Source organism: Sagittula stellata E-37 (assembly GCF_039724765.1).
GTDB lineage: Bacteria > Pseudomonadota > Alphaproteobacteria > Rhodobacterales > Rhodobacteraceae > Sagittula > Sagittula stellata.
Map to the genome: position 1 here is coordinate 3,404,650 of NZ_CP155729.1, position 22,234 is coordinate 3,426,883.

General features: G+C 62.5%; 22 protein-coding genes and 1 tRNA gene. 18 read left to right on the forward strand and 5 right to left on the reverse strand.

Annotated features, from left to right (window positions below):
* Window positions 1-9 precede the first annotated feature (9 nt).
* Complete coding sequence (locus ABFK29_RS16160; RefSeq protein WP_005862224.1) at window positions 10-936, forward strand: cupin domain-containing protein; 927 nt, start codon at window positions 10-12, stop codon at window positions 934-936.
* Window positions 937-996: 60 nt separating this feature from the next.
* The gene (locus tag ABFK29_RS16165) at window positions 997-3,195 is read left to right on the forward strand and encodes a 3-hydroxyacyl-CoA dehydrogenase NAD-binding domain-containing protein (protein WP_005862225.1); all 2,199 of its coding nucleotides are present in this window, start codon (window positions 997-999) and stop codon (window positions 3,193-3,195) included.
* A 59-nt stretch (window positions 3,196-3,254) separates the two neighbouring features.
* Here the strand turns inward: ABFK29_RS16165 and ABFK29_RS16170 are convergent, their stop codons facing one another.
* Window positions 3,255-3,449 carry a hypothetical protein gene (locus ABFK29_RS16170; RefSeq protein WP_005862227.1) on the reverse strand — a complete coding sequence of 65 codons (195 nt, stop codon included), beginning with the start codon at window positions 3,447-3,449 and terminating at the stop codon, window positions 3,255-3,257.
* A 330-nt stretch (window positions 3,450-3,779) separates the two neighbouring features.
* Here ABFK29_RS16170 and ABFK29_RS16175 point away from each other — a divergent pair, with 330 nt between their 5' ends.
* The 11 genes from ABFK29_RS16175 (at window position 3,780) to selD (ending at window position 13,408) form a co-directional block, all read left to right on the forward strand.
* Window positions 3,780-4,268 (forward strand): tetratricopeptide repeat protein, encoded by a 489-nt coding sequence (locus tag ABFK29_RS16175; protein ID WP_005862228.1) that lies wholly within the window; start codon window positions 3,780-3,782, stop codon window positions 4,266-4,268.
* Window positions 4,269-4,552: 284 nt separating this feature from the next.
* Window positions 4,553-4,837 carry an STAS domain-containing protein gene (locus ABFK29_RS16180; RefSeq protein WP_040604995.1) on the forward strand — a complete coding sequence of 95 codons (285 nt, stop codon included), beginning with the start codon at window positions 4,553-4,555 and terminating at the stop codon, window positions 4,835-4,837.
* Complete coding sequence (locus ABFK29_RS16185; protein WP_005862231.1) at window positions 4,834-5,208, forward strand: response regulator; 375 nt, start codon at window positions 4,834-4,836, stop codon at window positions 5,206-5,208. Before ABFK29_RS16180 ends, ABFK29_RS16185 begins: the two co-directional genes overlap by 4 nt.
* Complete coding sequence (locus tag ABFK29_RS16190) at window positions 5,208-7,331, forward strand: chemotaxis protein CheA (protein WP_005862232.1); 2,124 nt, start codon at window positions 5,208-5,210, stop codon at window positions 7,329-7,331. The genes ABFK29_RS16185 and ABFK29_RS16190 overlap by 1 nt, the downstream gene beginning before the upstream one ends.
* On the forward strand, window positions 7,324-7,791 hold the full coding sequence (locus ABFK29_RS16195) for a chemotaxis protein CheW (RefSeq protein ID WP_050772475.1): 468 nt from the start codon (window positions 7,324-7,326) through the stop codon (window positions 7,789-7,791). The genes ABFK29_RS16190 and ABFK29_RS16195 overlap by 8 nt, the downstream gene beginning before the upstream one ends.
* A complete protein-coding gene (locus ABFK29_RS16200; RefSeq protein ID WP_005862236.1) occupies window positions 7,788-8,660 on the forward strand; it encodes a CheR family methyltransferase in 873 nt (290 codons plus the stop codon). The genes ABFK29_RS16195 and ABFK29_RS16200 overlap by 4 nt, the downstream gene beginning before the upstream one ends.
* A 12-nt stretch (window positions 8,661-8,672) precedes the next feature.
* Window positions 8,673-9,059, forward strand: a complete 387-nt coding sequence (locus ABFK29_RS16205) for a response regulator (protein ID WP_005862238.1) — start codon at window positions 8,673-8,675, stop codon at window positions 9,057-9,059.
* A complete protein-coding gene (locus ABFK29_RS16210) occupies window positions 9,059-9,415 on the forward strand; it encodes a hypothetical protein (RefSeq protein WP_050772476.1) in 357 nt (118 codons plus the stop codon). Before ABFK29_RS16205 ends, ABFK29_RS16210 begins: the two co-directional genes overlap by 1 nt.
* Window positions 9,393-10,577: a chemotaxis protein CheB gene (locus ABFK29_RS16215; protein WP_347099692.1), complete on the forward strand. Its 1,185-nt coding sequence runs from the start codon at window positions 9,393-9,395 to the stop codon at window positions 10,575-10,577. The genes ABFK29_RS16210 and ABFK29_RS16215 overlap by 23 nt, the downstream gene beginning before the upstream one ends.
* A complete protein-coding gene (locus tag ABFK29_RS16220; RefSeq protein WP_005862243.1) occupies window positions 10,574-11,107 on the forward strand; it encodes a chemotaxis protein CheD in 534 nt (177 codons plus the stop codon). The genes ABFK29_RS16215 and ABFK29_RS16220 overlap by 4 nt, the downstream gene beginning before the upstream one ends.
* Window positions 11,108-11,269: 162 nt before the next feature.
* A complete protein-coding gene (gene selD, locus ABFK29_RS16225) occupies window positions 11,270-13,408 on the forward strand; it encodes a selenide, water dikinase SelD (RefSeq protein WP_005862245.1) in 2,139 nt (712 codons plus the stop codon).
* Here selD and mnmH read toward each other — a convergent pair.
* Window positions 13,390-14,448: a tRNA 2-selenouridine(34) synthase MnmH gene (gene mnmH, locus ABFK29_RS16230; protein WP_005862247.1), complete on the reverse strand. Its 1,059-nt coding sequence runs from the start codon at window positions 14,446-14,448 to the stop codon at window positions 13,390-13,392. The two genes, selD and mnmH, sit on opposite strands and share 19 nt — an antisense overlap.
* A 152-nt stretch (window positions 14,449-14,600) precedes the next feature.
* On the opposite strand from mnmH, the gene ABFK29_RS16235 reads away from it, so the two are divergent.
* Window positions 14,601-14,675, forward strand: a tRNA-Phe gene (locus ABFK29_RS16235).
* A 741-nt stretch (window positions 14,676-15,416) separates the two neighbouring features.
* Here ABFK29_RS16235 and ABFK29_RS16240 read toward each other — a convergent pair.
* Window positions 15,417-19,250 (reverse strand): Eco57I restriction-modification methylase domain-containing protein, encoded by a 3,834-nt coding sequence (locus ABFK29_RS16240; protein ID WP_040604980.1) that lies wholly within the window; start codon window positions 19,248-19,250, stop codon window positions 15,417-15,419.
* Window positions 19,251-19,917: 667 nt separating this feature from the next.
* Here ABFK29_RS16240 and ABFK29_RS16245 point away from each other — a divergent pair.
* The 4 genes from ABFK29_RS16245 to ABFK29_RS16260 all read left to right on the forward strand — a co-directional run bounded on the left by ABFK29_RS16245 (window position 19,918) and on the right by ABFK29_RS16260 (window position 21,495).
* Window positions 19,918-20,115, forward strand: coding sequence for a hypothetical protein (locus ABFK29_RS16245; RefSeq protein ID WP_347100469.1), 198 nt, complete (start codon window positions 19,918-19,920; stop codon window positions 20,113-20,115).
* 221 nt (window positions 20,116-20,336) lie between these two features.
* Window positions 20,337-20,765: a hypothetical protein gene (locus ABFK29_RS16250; RefSeq protein ID WP_005862251.1), complete on the forward strand. Its 429-nt coding sequence runs from the start codon at window positions 20,337-20,339 to the stop codon at window positions 20,763-20,765.
* Complete coding sequence (locus ABFK29_RS16255) at window positions 20,762-21,112, forward strand: hypothetical protein (protein WP_005862253.1); 351 nt, start codon at window positions 20,762-20,764, stop codon at window positions 21,110-21,112. Before ABFK29_RS16250 ends, ABFK29_RS16255 begins: the two co-directional genes overlap by 4 nt.
* 5 nt (window positions 21,113-21,117) lie before the next feature.
* Window positions 21,118-21,495 carry a hypothetical protein gene (locus ABFK29_RS16260; protein WP_005862256.1) on the forward strand — a complete coding sequence of 126 codons (378 nt, stop codon included), beginning with the start codon at window positions 21,118-21,120 and terminating at the stop codon, window positions 21,493-21,495.
* A 96-nt stretch (window positions 21,496-21,591) separates the two neighbouring features.
* Here the strand turns inward: ABFK29_RS16260 and ABFK29_RS16265 are convergent, their stop codons facing one another.
* On the reverse strand, window positions 21,592-21,858 hold the full coding sequence (locus ABFK29_RS16265) for a hypothetical protein (RefSeq protein WP_005862257.1): 267 nt from the start codon (window positions 21,856-21,858) through the stop codon (window positions 21,592-21,594).
* A gap of 15 nt (window positions 21,859-21,873) precedes the next feature.
* Window positions 21,874-22,089: a hypothetical protein gene (locus ABFK29_RS16270; RefSeq protein WP_005862259.1), complete on the reverse strand. Its 216-nt coding sequence runs from the start codon at window positions 22,087-22,089 to the stop codon at window positions 21,874-21,876.
* Window positions 22,090-22,234: the final 145 nt, after the last annotated feature.

A 22,234-nucleotide genomic window follows, 5' to 3' on the forward strand; every position in this document is an offset into this window, starting at 1 on the left:
GAAGGCAGCATGCCAAAGATCGATTTGGACAGTGTCCCCGCGCGGACCGGTTCGGGCTACCCCGCGCCTTACGATGCGCAAGTGGCCGGCCGCAGCGTACAACGGCTGGGCGACGCCGGTGGCCTGTCGCAATTCGGCGCGAACCTCGTGCGGCTGGCGCCGGGGGCAATGTCCTCGCTGCGTCATTGGCACGTCCGTCAGGACGAATTCGTGATGATGACGCAGGGTGAGCTGGTCCTGGTCGAGGACAGCGGCGAGACGGTGCTGCATCCGGGCGACTTCTGCGCCTTCCCCGCCGGGAGCGAGAACGGCCACCACCTCGTGAACCGTTCGGAGGCGGAGGCGGCCTTTCTCGTGATCGGCACCCGGACGGATCGCGAGACCGGCTGGTTTTCCGAAACAGACCTGAAGGTCGAGATCATGGACGGCCAGATGCGGTTCACGCGCCGTGACGGATCATCGCTCGGGCAGGATGCGGGCGCCGCGCAGCCCGTGAAGGGAGAGGTTTTCGCCGCCCTGGGCAAGCAGCTGACCAAGGCGCTGCTGTCGGGCGACTTCGAGCTCTACAAGACGAATTTCCACCTTCCGATGAGCGTGCACCCGCAAAGCGGCGAGCCCTACATGCTGAGTTCGGAGGCGGAGCTGCGCGAGGACTTCGACCTCTACCACGCCGCGCTGAAGGCGCAGGGCATCGACGACATCCGGCGCGAAGTGATCCGCGTCCTGCGCCCCGATCCCGAAAGCAAGGTGGTCGAGGCGGAGATGCACTTCCTGCGCGGCGCGGAAACGATCGTGGAGCCGTTCGTGACCACCTTCCGGCTGGAAAACCACGGGCCGGGCTGGCGCATCGCCCGGATCATCAGCTCGCTCGGACATATCAACTGGACCCGGGGCCTGTCCCGGATCCGCGACAACATGAAATTCGAACTGGACTGAAGGCGCGGGCGCCCTGCCCGGCCCGGTCCCCACCCTGACAAGACGAGAGGCGGAGAAAACATGACCGATTTCACCAGTGCAACGGACGCCGACGGCGTCGCGGTCATCACATGGGACGTGCCCGGCAAGTCGATGAACGTGCTGAGCCTTGAGGGGCTGGAGGAACTGGACGGGCTGGTGGATGCCGCCCTCGCGGACGAGGCGGTGAAGGGCATCGTCATCACCTCCGGCAAGGACACCTTCGCGGGTGGCATGGACCTGAACATCATTGCGAAGATGAAGGACATGGCGGGCGACGATCCGGCCAAGGGCCTGTTCGAGGGTGTGATGCGGATGCATGGCGTTCTGCGCAAGATCGAACGTGCGGGCATGGACCCCAAGACCAACAAGGGTGGCAAGCCCGTCGCTGCCGCCCTGCCCGGCACGGCGCTGGGGATCGGGCTGGAACTGCCGCTGTCCACGCACCGGATCTTTGCCGCAGACAATCCGAAAGCCAAGATCGGCCTGCCGGAGATCATGGTCGGCATCTTCCCCGGCGCAGGCGGCACAACCCGGCTGGTGCGCAAGATGGGGGCGATGGCGGCCTCTCCCTTCCTGTTGGAGGGCAAGCTGTCAGCGCCGGCCAAGGCCAAGTCCGCCGGGATCATCGACGAGGTGGTCGAAGATCCGCTGGCCGCGGCGAAGGCATGGGTGCTGACCGCAAAGGACGCCGACATCCTGAAGCCCTGGGACGCGAAGGGCTACAAGATGCCCGGCGGCGCGCCCTACCACCCGGCAGGCTTCATGACCTTCGTGGGCGCTTCGGCGATGGTGAACGGCAAGACCAAGGGCGTCTACCCGGCGGCCAAGGCGCTTCTTTCGGCGGTCTACGAAGGCGCGCTGGTCCCCTTCGAAACGGCGCTGAAGATCGAGGCGCGCTGGTTCACCAACATCCTGATGAACCCGTCTTCGGGCGCGATGATCCGGTCGCTCTTCATCAACAAGGAAGCGCTGGAGAAGGGCGCCGTGCGTCCCGAGGGCGTGCCGGACCAGCGGGTGAGGAAGGTCGGTGTGCTGGGCGCTGGCATGATGGGCGCGGGCATCGCGCTGGTGTCGGCTCAGGCGGGCATCGAAGTGGTGCTGATCGACCAGAAGCAGGAGGCCGCGGACCGCGGCAAGGCCTACACCGAGAGCTTCATGGACAAGGGTATCGCCAAGAAGAAGGCGACGCCGGAGAAGAAGGCAGAGGTGCTGGGCCGGATAACCGCGACCACGGATTACGCAGCCCTTGCCGATGCCGATCTGATCATCGAGGCGGTCTTCGAGGACCCGAAGGTGAAGGCAGAGGTGACGAAGGCGGTCGACGCGGTGACCTCCGACGACTGCATCTTTGCCACCAACACCTCGACCCTGCCGATCTCGGAGCTGGCGAAGGCGTCGAAGAACCCGGAGCAGTTCATCGGCATCCACTTCTTCTCGCCCGTCGAGAAGATGATGCTGGTGGAGATCATCCGCGGCAAGGAAACCGGCGACCGCGCCGTGGCCAAGGCGCTCGACTACGTGCGCCAGATCCGCAAGACGCCCATCGTCGTGAACGACGCGCGTTTCTTCTACGCCAACCGCTGCATCATCCCCTACATCAACGAGGGCATCCGGATGGTGAAGGAGGGCGTGGCCCCTGCCCTGATCGAGAACGCCGCGAAACTGGTGGGCATGCCTCTGGGCCCGTTGCAACTGGTGGACGAAACCTCCATCGACCTGGGCGCCAAGATCGCGCGGGCAACGCGTGCGGCAATGGGCGATGCCTATCCCGACGGTGAAGTGGACGAGGTGATCTTCTGGATGGAAGACGAGGGCCGCTTGGGCCGCAAAGCCAAGGCCGGGTTTTACGATTACGACGACGCCGGGAAGCGGCAGGGCCTGTCCGAGGCGGTCAAGGCGAAGTACCCCGAGGCCGACGCGCAGCCCTCGCTGACCGACGTGCAGCACCGTCTGCTGTTCGTGCAGTCGCTCGAAGCGGTGCGCGCGCTGGAGGACGGCGTGCTGATGGACATCCGCGAGGGCGACGTGGGCGCGATCCTCGGCTGGGGCTTCGCGCCATGGTCGGGCGGCCCGCTGAGCTGGCTGGACATGCTGGGGGCGGCCTACGCCGCCGAGCGCTGCGATGCGCTCGAAGAGGCCTACGGTCCCCGGTTCCACTGCCCGGACCTGCTGCGCGACATGGCGTCGAAGAGCCAGGGCTTCTACGGCCGTTTCGGAACGCAGGCAGACGCCGCCTGACACGTCCTGCCGCCCGCGCCCTTCTTCCGGGGCGCGGGCGATTTGTCCGGCGCCGCGCTTCAGTCGGCGCGAAGGGCGGCAAAACGCTCCGCACGATCGATCTGTGGAGCCAGCGTGCACCAGCGCCCGCCGACATCCACCCAATGCGCCGAACGGGTTTCGGCTTCGATCACGACTCGGTCGGGTGCGGTGGTTACCTTGTCGAAAGGCAAAAGGTTCAGGAAAAGGACGAGGGCTTCGGTTGTGAGGCACATGGGAGGCAACTCCGTTGCAGGTTCGGTTCGCGGCGTCCTCCCACTGGCGCCTTGACGACCCTAGCATCGTTTCCCGCGCCCATGCTGCAATGCGGCAAAAAATTATGGAAGCATCCGCGACCCCGTCCAAATGCGCTGCCATTTTCCCGCAATAGCCTGTTTTTTCGGCGCGTTTCTTGTGTCAGGGTGCGGTGAAGCAACGACATCAAATGCGTTTCATACGGCGGCCGGACCCCTTCCATGAGGAGGCTGGGATCGCTGCGACGCTGCTGCTAACCTGCCCTGTGTACACCCTGTGCGTGCACGTGTTTTCCCGAAGAGAGCCGTAAGATGGTCGATCTCACCCCCTTGCCCGCGCTTCTGGCCACCGAGAACTGGCCCGAGGCGGAGCGTCTTCTGCGATCCGCCGCTGCCGGGGAGGAAGCCACCGCGCCAGTCTGCTACAATCTGGCCAAAGTATTGGAAAAGCAGGACAAGCACGCCAGTCGCGAAGTGTGGATCCGACGGGCGCTGGAACGCGACCCGGCGCATGGCAAGGCGTGGTTCGAACTGGGGCGGCTGCAGCTCGGGGCCGGCAATCTCGATGAGGCCGAGGCCGCCTTCTCGCGCGCGGTCGAACACATGCCACAGGATCTGGAAAGCTGGCGGATGGTGATGTGCGTCCGGCTGCGCCTGGGGTTGTGGGACGGTGTGCGCGACGCGCTGATGCATCTGCCCAGCGACGCCGAAACGCGCGCCGTCGCACGCCGTGTCGCGGACGAGATCCAGCGCCAGAAGCGCGGCCTGCGCGCGCCAATGGGGCATCCCCGGCCCGCCTGACCGACACGGGTTTCCGCACCCATCGCCCACTGGCTCAAATTGAAACTTCTCGCATTCTCCCTAACAGACGTCAGGGTGATAAAACCCATTGTTTCTTTGGGTATTCGCATGACGCCACACCGGCGCGGGCATGTTTCGGCGCACTTTGCGAACCCTGTTTTCTGAACGCGGCGCCCTTTCCATGAGACTCGGAACTCTTTGTTAAGACAGCGTGCGTATTCCTGCTGAGCGTCAAACGCGCCGCACAACAGGCGCATGAAGTGCCACGAGGGATGCTGTTCGCGATGCCAGACATAAATTTCCATGCGCTCGGGCCGCAACGCGCCCGATCCGGTGAAGACCCGCTCGTTTCGTTTCTGCTGAACGCGCGGAAAGCCCCGGTGACGGTGTCGGCGCGCGACGTGGCGCGACTCGATTCCCACCGGCTGCAATTGCTTCTGGTGGCGCAGAAACAGTGGGAGGCCGACGCAGTGCATTTCGAAGTCACCGAAATGTCGCCCTCCTTCCGTGAGGGGCTCGAACGGCTTGGGCTCACATCCGACCATTTCGACAGGGAGTTGCCCCAATGACGACCAAGGTCCTGGCGATCGACGATTCGCGTACCATCCGAAACCTGCTTCGCGTCTCCCTGGAGGGCGCGGGCTTCGAATTCCATTCTGCCTGCGACGGCCAGGAAGGGGTGGATATCTTTCCGGAAGTCGACCCGGACGTCGTGATAACCGACATCAACATGCCGAAGATGGACGGCTTTGGCGTGATCGACACGCTGAGGGGCGGACCGAACCGGACAAACGTTCCGATTCTCGTCCTCACCACGGAGAGTTCGGACGATCTGAAGTCGCGCGCCCGCAGTGCAGGCGCCACCGGATGGATCGTGAAACCTTTCGATGACGCATCGCTGGTCTCGGTGTTGCGCCGACTGACGGGACACATGGGCTGATGAGCGGAAATTCGATCAGGGACACGTTCTTCGAGGAATGCGAGGAGCTCCTCGAAGCGCTGGTGGAAGGTCTGGCCTCCATGGAGGAGAGCCCGGACGACATGGAAATCATCAACGCGGTCTTCCGCGCGGTGCATTCGATCAAGGGCGGTGCGGGTGCCTTCGGTCTCGACCGGCTGGTCGGTTTCGCACATGCCTTCGAAACCGTGCTCGACAAGGTCCGCGACAAGGAGCTCAGCATAGACGAGAAGCTGATGTCGGTGGCGCACCGTTCCGGTGACCAGCTGTCAGATCTCGTCGCCTCGGCCAGGGACGAAATACCGCTGGACGAGGCGGCGGAGGGCGAGCTCAAGAAGGAGCTGGAAAGCTACCTCGGCGGTAGCGCCGAAGCCGAAGAATTCTCCTTCGACGCGTTGACCCTGGACTTTGGCGGGGGCGACACGAACGTCGCCGCGGAAGAGGTCGATGCAACCGGTCCACGGGTGTTCTCCATCCGGTTCAAGCCGATGAAGACGCTCTATGAAAACGGTCACGAACCGCTGCTGATCTTCGATGCCCTGGCGGAACTCGGGGCGCTGAACGTGACCGCCGATCTGGCCGGACTGCCGGAATTCGACGCCTTCGATCCAAACGACGCGGTGATTTCATGGACTCTGAAGCTGACCACCGGTGAAAGTGAAACGACCCTGCACGAAGTCTTCGAATTCGTGGAAGGCCTCTGCGATCTGGACGTCAGCGTAGAGGAAGGCGCCGCGCCACCGGTCATCTCCGCCCCCTCGCCCACGACATCTGTCGAGCCAGACCATGACGATGTGCACGACAATGATCACGACGGGCCGCAAATCGCCGCCGCCAGCGCGCGGACGCCCTCCGCGTCTGCGGCTTCCAAGGAAGCGCGCGGTCCGAAGCCCACGCTGCGCGTCGATCTCGACCGGGTGGACCGTCTGATCAACACGGTGGGCGAGCTGATCATCAACCAGGCAATGATCTCTCAAAGGATCGAGGAGCTGGACCTGCCGACCGTGGCTCACCTGACAAACGAGCTGGAGGCCTACAAGCTGCTGGCGCGAGACATCCAAGAAGGCGTCATGGCGATCCGCGCGCAGCCGGTCAAACCCCTGTTCCAGCGTATGTCGAGAATTGTCCGCGAGGCATCCGATGCCACCGGCAAGAAGTCGAAGCTGGTCACGGTGGGCGACTCCACCGAGGTCGACAAGACCGTGATCGAACGGCTCGCCGATCCACTGACGCACATGATCCGCAACGCCGTGGACCACGGGCTTGAAAAGCCAGACGTTCGGGAGGAGGCGGGCAAGGATGCTATCGGAACAATTCGCCTTTCGGCCGCGCATCGCTCCGGGAGCGTCTTCATCGAGATTTCAGACGATGGTGCGGGCCTGAACCGAGAGCGCATCCTTGCCAAGGCGATCGAGAAGGAACTTGTGGCCCCGGAAGCGGAACTGTCCGACCCCGAAATCGACAACCTGCTGTTCCTGCCCGGATTCTCGACCGCAGGCCAGGTGTCGAGCCTTTCGGGGCGCGGTGTCGGCATGGACGTGGTCAAAAACGCCGTCCAGGCGCTCGGCGGCCGTGTCTCAATCGCTTCGACGCAGGGCAAAGGCACGACGTTCACCATTGTCCTGCCCCTGACGCTGGCCGTCATGGACGGATTCGTCATCTCCGTCTCAGACCAGACGATGGTCATCCCGATCTCCTCCATACTGGAAACGATCCGTCCTAATCCGCGCGACATACACACCGTCGGAACAGACAGTGAAGTCGTCAGCGTGCGCGGATCCTACGTGCCGATCGTGGATGTCGCGGAGAGTCTCGGCCTCGAACACGCCGGCGCGCGCAGCAACACAGGCATTTTGCTGCTGGTCACGACGGAGATGCAGGGTCTGACAGCGCTTCGTGTCACGGCTATCCACGACCAGCGACAGGTTGTCATCAAGAGCCTCGAAAGCAACTACGCGGCCATCCCGGGTGTTTCGGCAGCCACCATTCTCGGCGACGGCAAGATTGCCCTGATCCTCGACCCGGAAGAAATCATCAGGCTTGGCCATTCTTCCGGGCCAGACCTTTTTGCTCAGCACACCAGAATGGAGCTTCGTCATGTCTGAACCAGCAGAAATGCGCGCGGATACGCAGTTCGAGTTCATTACCTTTTCGGCCGGCGGTCAGAACTACTGTCTGGAAATCACCCAGATTCGGGAAATCCGGCGCTGGACGCCGGTGACCGCCCTCCCCCACACCCCCAAGGACGTGCTGGGCGTGATGAACCTGCGGGGGGCGGTCATTCCCATCTTCGACCTGGCGTCACGCTTCGGCCTCGGCTCGACTCCGGCCAACGAGCGCAACGTGGTGATCGTCGCAGCGATGGAAGGAACCACAATCGGCCTTCTTGTCGAATCCGTTTCGGAAATCCTGTCGGTGGAAAAGAGCGCCATCCAGGAAACGCCGGACATCAAGTCCGAAGCCACGCGCCACAGCATCCTTGGGATGATCTCGGTCGACGATACCATGGTTCGTGTCGTCAACCTCGATGCCGTTCTGGAAACGGGCAAGGGCGTTACCTCATGACCCATTCGGAAGTTGGCAGCACTCACAGGGAGATCCCGTTCAGCGATGCCGACTTCCGGGCGATCGCGGACCTGGCTCTGGCGGAATTCGGTCTCAACCTGGCTGAGAGCAAGAAGCCGCTCGTGTACTCCCGTCTTTCCAAGCGGCTGAAGGCGCGACATGTTCCGAGCTTTCCGCTCTACCTGGAGCTGCTCGAACGCAAGGAGGAGAACGAGGAGCGACTGGAACTTATCTCCGCCCTGACGACCAATGTCACCAGTTTCTTCCGCGAGAAGCACCATTTCGACATGCTGCGCGACGAACGCGTGCCGGCGATATTGGAAAAGATCAAAGCCGGCCAACGCATTCGCATCTGGTCTGCCGGGTGTTCGTCCGGCCAAGAGCCATACTCGATTGCCATGACCATCCTGGACAAGATCCCGGACGCAGCGCGACAGAACGTGAAGATACTCGCCACCGACATCGATCCGAAGATCGTGGAACGTGCCCGAACAGGACAGTATCCGGAAACGGAAGGAACAGGCATACCGCCTGCCTTCCTGCAGAAGTGGACGAAAAAGGTACCGCCGAACGAGATCCGCGTGTCGGATGAGATACGTTCGCTGATCACCTTCGCGGAACTCAATCTCATGAGCGAATGGCCGTTTCAGGGGCCGTTCGACGCGATCTTCTGCCGGAACGTGGCCATCTATTTCAACCAGGAGACGCAGCAGCGGCTCTGGTCCCGTTTCGCGGAAAAGCTCGCACCGGACGCGCTTTTCTTCATCGGCCACTCGGAACGAGTAACCGGACCTGCGACCCAGCAGTTGGCGGCAACCGGGATCACCAGCTATCGCAAGACCGGGTCCGCCGGTCGGCACGCACAATAACAGGAGACTGAGATGAGCTTGAAGGACTCGCTGAGAATCATGGTGGTCGATGACATGGCCACCAGCCGTGGGCTCATTACCCAGGCTTTGGACGACATCGGCGTCAAGAACTACATCACCGAAAACGACGGGCGCAGGGCGCTGGAACGCCTCGGTTCCAATCCAGTGCACCTTGTCCTTTCGGACTATAACATGCCTGGTCTTGACGGTCTCGGGCTGCTCAAGGCGGTGAGGAGTTCCGCCGCCACGCAGAAGATCGGGTTTATCCTCGTGACCGGACGCCCCACCCCCGAAATTGTCGCCCAAGCGAAACAGCTTGGTCTGAACAACATGATCAAGAAGCCTTTTACGTCGGACACCATGAAACAGTGCATCGAAAGTGTCGTGGGACGTCTGTGATGCGTTTGGAGCCGACACCTTTGCCTCTCAGACTGGCGGCTGAACGCGTGTCGGCCGAACTTGAAGCGCTGTATGACAGGCTCGAACGGCTGGAGTACGGGCTCGACATGGTGTTCATGCACACTTCGGAGTCCCTGGATGGCCAGACGATCAGCATGCTTCAGGAGTTGGACATGCTTAGGCAGTCCTTGGGCGCTCTAGCCGATTTCCTCGTGCATCTTGCGAAGGACACCAACGAAGGCGGCCTCGTCAATCCGGAAGAGGCTCTGCGAGCCGTACCGCTCAGGGACATGGCAGTGCGGCTTGGCGGCCAGACAAAGGCCGAGCCCGTCAGTGGCCACGCGGAACTGTTTTGAACGCTGCCAATATGTAACGTCATTGCCGGCACTTTGGCCGGCTTGCAGAGGTCGAGGAATGGCTACCCACAGTGTCATCGTTGCGACACCCGACGGGCTTCAGCGCAGCCGCCTGGCCCGGATCGTCGACAATGCGCCGGATTTCGAGGTGATCGCGTCCACCAGCGATCTCATGAACACATACAACGAGGTGGAAGAGCATCTGCCCAATGCTGTGCTGATCTCGGAAGTGCTTGCGAACCTTCCGGAATTCGAGGTGATGCATGCACTTTTCTCGACGCTTGACATACGTTGGCTGGTGATCACGGCGCGCGGTGCGGCCAGCGCGCGCCTCGCACGCCCCCACAAACCGTTGCGCAGCAGCGCTGACCTTTTTTCGATCCCAGTCGACTCTTCCGCTGACACGGTCATCGAACAGTTGAAGAGCCTCACACGAACAGCAGCGTCCAGACGACCGGCCGCCAAGAAGCCGACCTACTGCCCGCCGCCCGCGCCGCGTCGCACGACGGGCACACAAGCGCCGGATCTGCCTAGGCGATCGCCGACTGCATCGACGAGAGGCCAGGGCAGTCCGTTGATCCTGATCGGCGCCAGCACGGGCGGAGTAGATGCCTTGCTGAGCGTTCTGGACAGCTTTCCGGCCGATTGCCCGCCAACCCTGATCGTGCAGCACACCGGTTCAGGGTTTGGTGAAAGCCTTGCAAGCCTTCTGGACCGACAGTGCCGCGCCCGTGTCGAACTGGCGACGGGAAGCCGTCCTCTGAGGCCCGGAGTCGTCACGGTTGGGGCTGGCGTCCGCAGGCACCTCGTCATCGAGGACTGTGCCAACGGCACCCTCGGTTTGTCTGGCGAAACTCCGATCTCGGGTCATGTGCCCTCTGTCGATGCGCTGTTTCAATCGGCCGTGCCTCTCGCGCCAAGCATAGCCGCAGCCTTGCTTACCGGCATGGGCCGGGATGGCGCCGAAGGGTTGAAGGCTCTGCGCGATGCGGGCGCAATGACCATCGCGCAAGACCAGGCAACGGCAGTCGTCTACGGAATGCCGCGCGCCGCGGCAGAGCTCGACGCCGCAGTTCGGATCATGCCGCTCAACAGGATCGGACCGGCTTTGCTGCAGCACGCGGCGGGCAGCAGACAAGAACGCAGGGAGGTCATACGATGATGGCAAAACCGGAAAAGCTGATCAACGTAATCCAGGGCGACTACGTGATATCCGAGGATCCCGATGCGGTACTGACGACGGTGCTTGGGTCTTGTATCGCGGTCTGTTTCGCCGACCCCATCCGGAAGATCGGGGGGATGAACCATTTCCTCTTGCCCAGCCGTGAAGGGTTGGAGGGGGCAAACGTGCGCTACGGCGCCTATGCAATGGAACTTCTGATCAACGGGCTTCTCAAACGAGGCGCGGACCGGTCACGGCTGCAGGCCAAGATGTTCGGTGGAGCAAGCATGATGGGCAACCTGCGCGACATCGGCGCATCCAACGCGGCCTTTGCCCGCAAGTTCCTTAAGGACGAGGACATACAAATCACGGGGGAAAGCACAGGTGGTACGTCGGCCCGGCGCATCCGTTTCTGGCCGACGGACGGGCGCGTGCGCCAATTGCTTGTCAGCGCCGAAGTGGAGCGGCTGCCGGTGGAGAAGCCCGCACCCGTGCCGCGTCCGGTCAAGGACGACATCACGCTTTTCTGAGCGGGTTGCCGGACTGCAAAGGCCGCATTTTCGGCGCGCGCGCGACGTGCTAGGCAGGCCCGAACGACGAACCCTTGCCAGACCGCGGCAAGGGGCGCGCCGACTGCCGGAAAGGTCTTCCTGGATCGCGGCGGGCGGCGTGCAGATCTGGAAGGCCATGCAATGCAGGAAATGTCCCTGCCGTACACGCGCGACCTGTTGTTGATTGGCGGCGGACATAGCCATGCGCTGGTGCTGCGCATGTGGGGCATGTCCGACCTGCCCGGCGCACGCGTGACGGTGGTCAACCCGGAACCGACCGCCCCCTACTCCGGCATGTTGCCGGGCCACCTTGCCGGCCATTACGACCGCCGCGCGCTGGACATCGACCTCGTGCAGCTGGGACGGTTCGCAGGGGCACGTGTGGTCGTCGGCCGCGTAATCGGTCTCGATACGGAAGCCCGGGTCGCCAGGCTGGAGGATGGGCGACGGATCGCTTTCGATGTGGCCTCGATCGACGTGGGCGTCACCAGCGACATGCCGACCCTGCCCGGGTTTGCCGAACATGCGGTGCCAGCCAAACCGCTCGGCCCCTTCGCCTCGGCCTGGGCCAGGTTCCTGGAGGACAGTGGTCCGGCGAAGGTGGCGGTGATCGGCGGAGGCGTCGCGGGCGCAGAGATCTCGCTGGCCATGGCGCATGCGCTCGCGCTTCAGGGGCGGCCTGCAGAGGTACATCTTGTAGAGCGCGACAGGGCACTATCCGGCCTTCCGCCGCGCAGCGCAACACATCTGCGCGCAGCCTTGGCCCGAATGGGCGTAACGGTGCATGAAGACACAGATGTTCAAAAGATAACGGAAAATGCCGTCAGGATCGGGGATCAGGTGCTGGAGGCGGACTTTGTCTGTGGTGCCGCCGGCGCCCGTCCCCAGGAATGGTTTGGCGACACGGGGCTGAACCTCCAAAACGGATTTGTCGCTGTGGGGCCTACGCTGGAGTCCTCTGTCACGGGCATTTTTGCAACCGGTGATTGCGCGCACATGACCGCGTCGCCCCGGCCCAAGGCGGGCGTTTATGCCGTGCGACAGGCGCCGGTGCTCCTGCACAACCTGCGCCAACGGCTGTCTGGCAAAGACGGCCTGAAGACCTACCGCCCTCAGCGCGACTACCTGAAGCTGATCTCACTGGGGGAAAAGGCGGCCCTTGGCGACCGCTTCGGGATGACATTTCAGGGCAAGTGGGCCTGGCGCTGGAAAGACCACATCGACCGCAGCTTCATGAACCGGTTCCGCGACTTGCCGACGATGACGCAGCCTGCCCTGCCGCAAGCCCATGCCGATGGGCTGGCGGACTTGCTGGCGGGCAAGCCGTTGTGTGGCGGTTGCGGCGCCAAGGTCGGACAAGAGGCCCTGATGGCCGCGCTGGCGGAGACCGGTGGCACCGCCCTGCCCGGCGACGATGCCGCGGTGCTGACGGTGGGCGCGGAACGGATGGTGCTGAGCACGGATCACCTGCGCGAGATTGTGCGCGATCCGGAGGTCATGACGCGCCTCGCCGCGCATCACGCATTGGGTGACATCTGGGCCATGGGGGCGGAGCCGCTCAGCGCGACGGCCAACATCGTCCTGCCGCAGATGGCGTCGCGCCTCGCCGGCCGGACCCTTCGGGAGGTGATGTCGGCGGCGCATGAAGTCATGGCCGAGGCCGGGACCACCATCGTCGGCGGCCACACCTCGCAGGGGGCTGAAATGACAATCGGCTTCACGATCCTCGGCCGCGCACATGACACGCCGATCACGCTGGACGGCGCCCGCCCCGGCGACATCCTCGTGCTGACAAAGCCTGTCGGTTCCGGGCTCATCATGGCGGCCGAGATGCAAGGGCTGGCCGAAGGCGATTGGGTCGCAGGCGCGCTGCGTCACATGACCCGGTCGCAGGGCGCGGCGTCGCGCCTGTTGCGTGTGGCGCACGCGATGACCGACGTGACGGGATTTGGCCTGGCCGGGCACCTGCGCAACATCTGCCTGAACTCCGCCGTCGGGGCCGAGCTTTGGCTCGACGACGTGCCCCTGCTGGACGGCGCGCTGGAGCTGGCGGGAACCGACCTGCGCGCTTCGCTCTTTGCCGAAAACCGGGCGCTTGTGCCGGACGCGCCCGCCGGTCCGCGTGCCGATCTGCTGTTCGATCCACAGACCGCCGGGGGGTTGCTGGCCGCCGTGCCCGAAGCCGAGCTTGACGTCCTCGACCGCCTGCGTGACGCAGGCTATCCTGCGGCAGAGATCGGGCGCATCACCGACCGCGTTGGTCAGATCTCGATCGTCTGAAGCCGCGCGGCGATCCGATCCGCAAGATCGTCCTGCGCGGCGTCGTTCAGCGCGTCGGCATGAAAGACGTCCCGCACGCGCGGTGTCAGCGCCGACATGGACTTGCGGTAGGCCGGATCGTAGTGGTCGGCGGCCAGCGAATGGCACAGAGCTTCCAGCCGCCCTTCCGCCACGAGGTCTGCCCAGTGGTCTACCAATGCGTGCCCGCGGTGGTAGCGCAGCGGCGCGAGTTTCTCCATCAGCGCCGCGCCATCAGCCAAAACGTCTGCATATGCGTCGGCGAGGTAGCGGGCGCGCACCTCGACGGGGATGTCCACTTCCAGCCACGGGGCGGCCTTCATGCCCTCCCATAGCGACGGTGGCAGGTTGATGTCGCCGATCTTGCTGCTTTCCGCCTCGACGATCACCGGGCGGTCGGGCGACAGCGCCAGAAGCCGTTGTGCCAGCTCAGTCTCGAAACCTTTCTGGCTTGGCTGGCCGCCGTCCATCCCCCCCAGGAGCGAGCCGCGGTGATTGGCCAGCCCCTCGAGGTCGAGCACTTGAAGCCCGCGCTGCGCCAGCCGGTGCAGAAGTTCGGTCTTGGCGCTGCCGGTATACCCGCCAAGCTGGATGAACCGGTGTGGCAGAGCGTGCTCGTACAGATATCCGCTGACCAGCCGCCGAAAGGTGCGGTAGCCGCCGTCGATCAGCCCTGGCCGCCAGCCGATCTCGCCCAGCATCCACGCGAAACTGCCCGAGCGCTGTCCGCCGCGCCAACAATAGACCAACGGCCGCCAGCTTCCTTCGTGGTGCGAAAGCGACGTGCGCAGATGCCGGGCGGCGTTCTCGAACACCAGCGCCGCGCCGATCTTGCGCGCCTTGAAGGGGCTCTCCTGCTTGTACATCGTCCCGACTCGCGCCCGCTCCTCATTGTCGAGAACCGGCAGGTTGATGGCGCCGGGCACGTGGTCCTCGGCAAATTCCGCTGGGCTGCGCACGTCGATGACCGTGTCAAAGCCGTGATTCAGAAGTTCGGGAAGCGTTTTCGGAGAGAGTTTCATCCCAGCGATTTATCCCCGCGCGCACCGCGAGGGAAGAGGGTGCGGCCTCTTGGAAAAAGGGGCGATTTTCCTCTGGACACCGGTTTCGGCCTCGACTAAACCGCCTCCACCCGAAGGCGGTGCCCTCTGAACGAGGACAGGCCTTGACCCGTGCCCGGGTAGCTCAGGGGTAGAGCAGTGGATTGAAAATCCTCGTGTCGGTGGTTCGATTCCGCCCCCGGGCACCATTATCACTCAACCAATACTGTTCGCAGACCAGTAAAAGAAGGCGTTTTAAGTGGTTGAGTGAGAGTGCGGGCGAGGTTTGCTCCACATTCTGCTCCACATTTTGCTCCACACGCCTGGACCTTGCTGCGCTTTCATGCGTGAGCCGATAGGCACTATCTGTCGTATCGACCGATGGAAATCCTTCAAGATGTTCCGGAAATCGCAGGACTTGCCATGATGTACGCTGCCGGAGCGGCATTATTGCACCGCTGAGCCTGCACGGCTAAACATAAAGAACATAACAAGAACGAAGGCAGCAGCAAGACTTGGCGGCACTTGCACCCATCGAGCTTTGCGCGGGCGCGGGCGGACAGACCCTCGGGGTCGAAAAGGCGGGGTTCAGTCCCAGCCCCTTGCAGTAAATGGTGCAGCGTGTGGCTCATGGCCCTGTTAGCACGACACCATGCCGACTGAGACCTCCCAAAAGTTTCTACGGGAGATGTCAGATGAATGACGGCTATAGCGGGCTTCCTGCCGTTCGCGTTGAGCGCAGCGAACGGCTCCTACGAGGCTACAATGACCACGGCTCTCTTGAGTGAGTTTGCAGCTGCAGAATGAAAACGCTCGTCGCGCCCGGCCCTGACCTGCCCTTTGCTAAATCGTCCGTCGTTGCGGCGCAGCTCTCCCGAAGCAGACTTCCATGACACATTGCCACTTTGCCCTTTTGGAGTAAGCGTGTTTTGGGCCGCCCACGCAAAACCTTATACAGTCGCCTCTATCATATTTATCTCCTCGGGAGTGAGTTCATGCAGGCGATAGATCGTCTGGTTGATCCGGTTCTCCAGTGTGGCGATCTCGGCCTCGACTGTGGCGATCTCTTCTTGCAGGCGGATCACGTCGGCCATGATGTGATCGTCCGCGCTCACGGCAACCTTCTTCAACAAGGTCGCCAGCTTCTTGCCGGTCAGGCGGGCGCTGACCTCGGTTCGGCTGGCGAGCACCTTCCATTGGGCGAGGATGAACGGGGCCTGTTTTGGGGGCGGGAAGATCATTGTGACGGCGGGAATGCCGTCGACCATGAAGCGCAGCTCGCCGCGTTTGAGTTCTGCCGAAAGGGCGACACCGGGTTTGAGGTGCTCTTCCAGCGCGGCTTGGCGGGCCTCTACCTCGCGGGCGAGACGGTCCTTGGCCCATTTGCGGCGCTCTGTGCCGATCAGGCGTTTGGGCGCAGCATCTTTTAAGTCGTCCAGATCAGGCAAATCAGGGAACAGCCAGTCGTCCGGGCGAGGCCGGATGCTGACAGCTCCCATTCGAAGGGCAATGTCAGCCAGAGCCTGCCGCAGCTGGTCATATAGCGCTTGAAGACGCTCAGCGTCCCGAGCCAGCGCCGCGCTGTCATCGCCCTCTGCGAGCGGGACTGGCAAGTATTTGATGAACTGTTTGTTCGCCTCGTAATACCCGTTGTCTTTGGGCTTTGCCGTCTTCCGGAAGTAGAAATCGCAGGGCTTGGCATTAAGCGCAGCCAAGGTGCCCCATAGAGACACGTTCCGAGCCGGCATGATGCCGTTCACCCGGACGTTGTTGATATAGAAGGCTCCCTTACAATCCGCCGAAACCTGCATACTGTTGACGGTCTGTGCCACCATTAGCTTCGGGGTTTCTTGCTTACCAAGGTTTTGGCTGCGCCCGAACTGATACCATTCATCGTTGTCGAACTTACTGTCCTCACGGGCGCGAAGCTCTTCTTCATGTCCCAAAAGATAGGCCCAGGCATTCGGATATTGGGTCTGCATGGTGCTGGCCGGGATCAGGCTCGGGCGATTGCCGCCAAGGCTGTAAGGGAACAGCAGATAGGTATCGGTCTGGGGTGTCAGGTAGCGGCAGGCCTCCGCGCCAGACACAAGCGGCTTCATGATCTCGTCTTCGATCTGGACCACACGCCCACGCTTGGCCCCTTTCGGCGGCTTTTCCTCGTAGCGGTTCGCTCCCAACCGTTTCAAGTGGTAGATATGATCTGCGCTGGTCTGGATGCCGACGAAGATGTTGCGTGTCACGCCGGGATCATCCAACCGCACCCCGTTGCCCGTCAGCTTGTCGATTAGGTCACGCTCGCTCCCTGTCACCAGCAGCCAGCGATCCCCGAAGGTCAACCGATCATAGGACAAGCGGATGTGGTCGGCCTCCCACGGGCTTTCGGCCACTACACCGTTCGGGGCCTTCACTACCGCCACCTCGTCGTTCGGATGCTTCGAGAAGAACATGAGCGCAGTGTAAACCGTCGCTTCTTCGAAAATCTGGTGCGAGCCGAAGTCGATCCAGCCCCAGAGATGTCGGCCAGTCTCGACCATCCCGCGCAGCCCCGCTCCATATTCGTTCATCTGCCAGACAGACGGGGCGATGTAGCCCAGGCGGCCATCGTCGTTCAGAAGCTGGATGCCCTTTTCGATGAAAGGCAGATACAGGTCGAAATTGCCGGTCTGGGTGCTGTGATAGACCCCGCCATCCTCTGGATCACGTTTCAGGAACGCGGCCATGTCGGCATGGGCCTTGCGGAAATTCTGGAGCTTCACATAGGGCGGGTTGCCGACGACCGCATCGAACCCCCCACGTTCGAATACTCCGGGAAACGCGGCCCGCCAGTCAAAGGCGTTGATCCGTTCATTCTCGTCCGCACTGTAGGGCGCAAGACCATCGTAGAACTCCGGCCCGATCAGGCTGTTTCCATCACGGATATGGTTGTCGAGCGACGACAGCGGTTTGTCGGATCGCGCGGTGTGGAGCCAGAGCGCGAGCTTGGTGATCTCGACGGACGCCGGGTTGATGTCCACGCCATAGAGATTGCGGCGCAGGATTTCCCGCACGGCTGCGTCAGTCCAATCCTCTTCAGCCATCTTCTGGCCCAGTTGGCGCCGCAGATCGCGGAGTGCCTTCCACTCATCCAGCAGGTACGCCAGCGTAGTGATCAGGAACGCGCCAGAACCGCAGGCAGGGTCGACAATGCGGATGTCGCGCAGCTCTGCCTCGTAGGCGTCAATGGCCTTGATCGTGGGCAGCTTGTTCTTTTTCTCGGACGGCCAGCCGCAGGCGGCCTTCAGATCGGTCAGGCGGCGGCCCACCGTTTCATCCACGATGCGTTCAACGACCCATTCGGGCGTGTAGTAGACGCCATCGCGCTTGCGCTTGCTTTCTTTGTTGACCGACTTGCGGCCTTCTTCCTCGGCTTCGAGGATTTCGAGTTCGGTGATCGACTGCTCAAAGATGCGCCCGAGGGTGTAAAGGCCGATACTGCGCTCCGGGTCTCGCTTGGCAGAGGGCACGTGTTGGTCGTTGACCACGCCCTCGCTCCAGCTGGAGGCATAGTTGTAGTTCGCGGACAGGTAGAGCAACGTCAGCTTGTTCGCCGCGAGGCTGGCTTCGTTCTGGCCCTGCCCGCGCTCGCAGAAGATACTGTTGGGCATATGCAGTTTTTCAAGGTCAGGGTCGGGAGCGAACAGGCCACCGTTGAACTGGTTGATTTGGTGATCGCCAAAGGCCCGGCCATCGTTCATCGCCTTGAAGAGGCGGCGCAGCCATTGCCAGATTTCCCCACCTTTAGGGTCGAAATACTGATCGTCGGCCTGCCGTATCAAGTAGTCGCGAAGAAGTTGGGGCGGGAAGCCCAAGGCGCGACCCATATCTTCGCAGAAGAACACGAATATCGCCCGGTCGAGGATTTTCTGGGCCATCCGAACCAGCCGTCCCTTGGTCCCGGGAAAGCGGTCGGTGTCCGGGCCGTTATATTCCAGAAGGATGCGGTAAAGGTGCTCCCGGAAACCGCGATACTCGGCGTAGAAGCGGTTCTCCAGCTCGCTTTGGCGAAACCGCTGTTGCTGAATGAGCGAAAGCAATTGAGCGCGGCCACTGGTGCCGCTCACAATCAGGGTGTCGCGGTGGAACAGGCGCGAAAACAAGAACCGGTCAAAACGCCCCTCTTCTGTGTCGTTCAACAAGGTGGCGTGCTGAAGAAGGTCTTTCTTCTCGATAGCGAAGCTGATGTATTGCCGCTCACCGCGATCCGCCCAATAGAGGCGGAATTCATTCATATCGGTGACAATTGCCCAGGTCGGAATAATTGACTCATAACCGAACATGCCTTTCCGGCTCGCATACAGATAATCAAGACCCTGTTTTACCGGAGACCTGGAATTGCCTTTTCGCTTCTGAGGAGCGTCGAGGGCGCTCTTGATGTCTTTGAATTCAACAAGCACCTGCGGAACGGGCGTGGTTTCGTTCGGGGAAAAGAAGCCGAGCGCAGCATCGGCCTCGCCCATACCGCCCCGCTGTCCAGCTCCTGCGACAGGAAACGCTGGGTAAAGTGTGTAATTCGATTCTCCACCTGCCTGGCCGGCTTGCACGTAACCCCATGTAGCTCGGAAGAATTCTTCCAGCAGCGCGGCTTGTGCCGTGGTTTCTTTTTGGTTGCCCCGCGCGGCCCAACGCCGGAGCCGTTCGATCAACTCAGCCTCTTCGACGCTGTCCTTAAAGGTATCGTATTCATGAGCCCACACCGAACGCAAAAACGATTTCGAAACGAAAGCGTTGTGAATATCACTCATATCATTGAACCTGCATTTTGGGGCCGCCCCCGTTCTTACGCAGGGGGTGAATTGGTGCTCCCTGGCACACTTCACTCTCGATCACGCGGATGCAAGAGCAACCTTCCCCCACTGTATATCCATTTCTCTCAAGATGCATCGCTCTGACACTGCAATGGAATTTTGCTCTTCTCACAGAAGGTCTGCTTAGCTGCGTGTCTCGGTGATTCGTCCAAGCCGCAGCGAACGACGGCTTACGCCCTTCCTCCCGCTCGGCTTCGCAGTTGCAGCGCAAACTCAGCAGGTGCGGCGAACGGAAGAAAGGTCCCGCATAGCGGTGGTCCAATGACCTTAAAATGAAGGTCGGGCTCACAGGGTTGGGCGACTCGAGAATACGGTCGCGTTTGGGCTGGCATCAGCCGTATGCACATGCGGCAACCCGCGACTTTGTAAGTGCAAGGCTGGGCTGGAAACGGTCATTTCGCTTCGAGCCCTCTTCGGTCCTCCCGGCACCACTTACTGCAATGGGCTTGGGTTCAGCCACGAGGCCCTTGTCGAGATCTACGAGCCCTGCCGCGAGACGCTGCCGCTCAACCGGCCGCAGCGGAATGTCGTTCAGGAGCATTAGGCCGACCTGACGTGGTTCAACGGGAAACCCTACGAAGGGATTGACCTGCTGTCCGGCGGCCTGTCTTGTCCACCGTTCTCGGTGGCTGGCAAGCAGATCGGGCATGCCGAGAAAAGAAATCTCTCCCCGGACACGCTGCGCGTGATCAGCGATCAGGCCAAGACGGCGAGAGGAACTGGCCGGTCGTCCCCGGGCGTTTCTCGCGGAGGGCGCACAGACCCGACACGATTTGCGCCGCAGATCGTTTCGTCCGCCTGACGGATGGACGGTCCAATATCCTGATGGTGAGCCGTTTGTCCGCTCCTCTTGCAACGCTGCAACTGCCCTCTCCGCTCCAGCCCCATCTCGGAGCGCTCTTTTCCGGAAGTCCTACCTATCTGTCCCCGGAGGTTTTTGGCCGGATTCTTCCGAACCTACTTTCTACGTAGGACGGGATGAGGAACCGGGCACCGTCCCCCGGGTAGAGAAAAGGCAGGCAGATGCTCAGTAACCACGAGAAGATTAAGGCAGAGAAGCGCGCGCAGAACGGCGAGCGCTGCCTCAACCAGGTCTACGACTACGAGGACATTGCGCCCTACTGGTTGATAGAGGCCGCATACATCTACATCTCGGGCCAGATCAGCGATCTGAGGAAGGCCATCGAGACCGGCGACGAAACCGATATTGCCCTTGCAGGCTGCGCTGCATTCGCTCGGGCGAGATCGCCCTTGGATGGCTTCTCAGATGAGTGGGGCATCACCGACATCAAGAAATGGATCACATATGAGCGGCGAGACATGCGCCGCGCCGAGAAGGTCGGAAACTGGAAGGGGGTCGCATCTTGCGCGCTCCGGATCGGCGAATGCGAGGCCGCCATCGCAGAGCTGCGGAAACGGCGAGATGAGAAACGCCGGGAGATCGCGGCTTGACCGACGATTTTGAGGCATTCATGGAAGGGATTGAGGGGAGGGCTCCGGAAGCATACACGGCGCTCCGGCGCGATCTGGAGACGGCAGAGAAGAGGGTGGCGCCCCGGCCCCCGGTCGGACCTGCCGCGGCTGCTGACGCGCCGCAGGACGCCGCTGCGGCGGAGGACTGGCGGCGGGGTCCAGAGAACACCCGGGCAGCCGTTTGCGCGGCACTCGGCTGGATGCAGGCCGAACAGAAAGACCCGGCCGGGCGCGACTGGCGCGCGGCCCACCGCAATGCGCTCCGCATGCTGGCCGAAGCCATCGGCTGGTCGAACAAGACCGACAGAACCAACAGGAACGGCTGAAAACCATGAGCTTGACCGGCGCCGCCGCCATCGCCGCGAAGATGCCGTGCCGGGCGGCCGAGGCCGCCCGGTCCATCGAAGGCAAGATCGACCACCCCACCAGCCGGAAATGGCGGCACCTCGCGGCCACCCGACAGGACGGAGACTATTGCTGGCCCTGCGTGTATGCGCGCGTCAGGATTGAGATGGGGCCGGAGGGCGGATACCGCGGGATGACCGCGCCGCAGCTCATACCCGAGGCGGAGGCCCTGTCCGGTGATCCGGACACGGAGGGCAGCACGCTGGTATGCGCCTTGGACCTCCGATCCGCCGACCTCGCGGCCGAGGCCCTGCGGCGCATCTTGGAGCATTACGAAGTCATGCGGGAGGCACGGGGATGCTGACGGCATAGGACGCGGCCCGGCTTGTCAGCGTGGCGCAGGAGAGGGCAGCCATTGCCACCGCGGCGAAAAGGAACTCCCTCATGCCCGTGCGGGCTTCTACGCCCCCCGGGAAGCTGCTTCAACGAGCGACTCGAAGAACGGGCGAAGTGTGTCCCGATCGTTTTCGGCGAGATGCGGGAAGAGCATCTTTACCGCCTCGCGGGCCTTGCCGGGCTCCTTGCGCGCAAGCGCGCTGAGCCCCGCGCCGAGGATGATTTTGCGGCGCGTTTCCGCGCGGCGTTCTTCCTCGCGCTTGCGCGCCTTCGCAGCGTCAAGGAGCTGCTGGTAGTGCTCTACCTGTTGTTCCGGTGTCTTTCGCGGCATGTCTGCCTCCTTTTGTCATCGTCTCTGTTCTGCGGCCGCCTTCGCGGCCTTGGAAAACGGGTTCATGGCCCCTGCGGCCTGGATCATCCCGCTCCCCGCCTTTCCGGTCCACTGAAGTTCCTGCGCGCCGCCTCTGGCGCCCTGCGCCGCATCCCACGCGTGCAGCCCGCCCCAGGCTAAGAGCCCGAGGGCAAGGAGCAGGATCATTCTGCAAGTGTAGGTTTCGAGCATTTCCGGGCTCAGTTACCGCTGTTTCTACGGACATAGGCAGAGCATCCGCGAAGCGGAAAACCCGAGGAAGAGAAACGACCAAGGCGCAGATAAGCAAACAAGTTTGCAGACCGCCTCCGGCGGTCCCGGCGCTCCTGGCGGAGGG

Bases quoted from the DNA above. Each gene is read 5' to 3' on its own strand.
- ABFK29_RS16195 (WP_050772475.1), top strand. From the start codon at position 7,324: ATGTCTGAACCAGCAGAAATGCGCGCGGATACGCAGTTCGAGTTCATT.
- ABFK29_RS16270 (WP_005862259.1), bottom strand. From the start codon at position 22,089: ATGCTCGAAACCTACACTTGCAGAATGATCCTGCTCCTTGCCCTCGGG.
- ABFK29_RS16190 (WP_005862232.1), top strand. From the start codon at position 5,208: ATGAGCGGAAATTCGATCAGGGACACGTTCTTCGAGGAATGCGAGGAG.
- ABFK29_RS16185 (WP_005862231.1), top strand. From the start codon at position 4,834: ATGACGACCAAGGTCCTGGCGATCGACGATTCGCGTACCATCCGAAAC.
- ABFK29_RS16205 (WP_005862238.1), top strand. From the start codon at position 8,673: ATGAGCTTGAAGGACTCGCTGAGAATCATGGTGGTCGATGACATGGCC.
- ABFK29_RS16250 (WP_005862251.1), top strand. From the start codon at position 20,337: ATGCTCAGTAACCACGAGAAGATTAAGGCAGAGAAGCGCGCGCAGAAC.
- ABFK29_RS16180 (WP_040604995.1), top strand. From the start codon at position 4,553: ATGCCAGACATAAATTTCCATGCGCTCGGGCCGCAACGCGCCCGATCC.
- ABFK29_RS16165 (WP_005862225.1), top strand. From the start codon at position 997: ATGACCGATTTCACCAGTGCAACGGACGCCGACGGCGTCGCGGTCATC.
- ABFK29_RS16175 (WP_005862228.1), top strand. From the start codon at position 3,780: ATGGTCGATCTCACCCCCTTGCCCGCGCTTCTGGCCACCGAGAACTGG.
- ABFK29_RS16240 (WP_040604980.1), bottom strand. From the start codon at position 19,250: ATGAGTGATATTCACAACGCTTTCGTTTCGAAATCGTTTTTGCGTTCG.
- ABFK29_RS16210 (WP_050772476.1), top strand. From the start codon at position 9,059: ATGCGTTTGGAGCCGACACCTTTGCCTCTCAGACTGGCGGCTGAACGC.
- ABFK29_RS16265 (WP_005862257.1), bottom strand. From the start codon at position 21,858: ATGCCGCGAAAGACACCGGAACAACAGGTAGAGCACTACCAGCAGCTC.
- selD (WP_005862245.1), top strand. From the start codon at position 11,270: ATGCAGGAAATGTCCCTGCCGTACACGCGCGACCTGTTGTTGATTGGC.
- mnmH (WP_005862247.1), bottom strand. From the start codon at position 14,448: ATGAAACTCTCTCCGAAAACGCTTCCCGAACTTCTGAATCACGGCTTT.
- ABFK29_RS16200 (WP_005862236.1), top strand. From the start codon at position 7,788: ATGACCCATTCGGAAGTTGGCAGCACTCACAGGGAGATCCCGTTCAGC.
- ABFK29_RS16170 (WP_005862227.1), bottom strand. From the start codon at position 3,449: ATGTGCCTCACAACCGAAGCCCTCGTCCTTTTCCTGAACCTTTTGCCT.
- ABFK29_RS16220 (WP_005862243.1), top strand. From the start codon at position 10,574: ATGATGGCAAAACCGGAAAAGCTGATCAACGTAATCCAGGGCGACTAC.
- ABFK29_RS16160 (WP_005862224.1), top strand. From the start codon at position 10: ATGCCAAAGATCGATTTGGACAGTGTCCCCGCGCGGACCGGTTCGGGC.
- ABFK29_RS16260 (WP_005862256.1), top strand. From the start codon at position 21,118: ATGAGCTTGACCGGCGCCGCCGCCATCGCCGCGAAGATGCCGTGCCGG.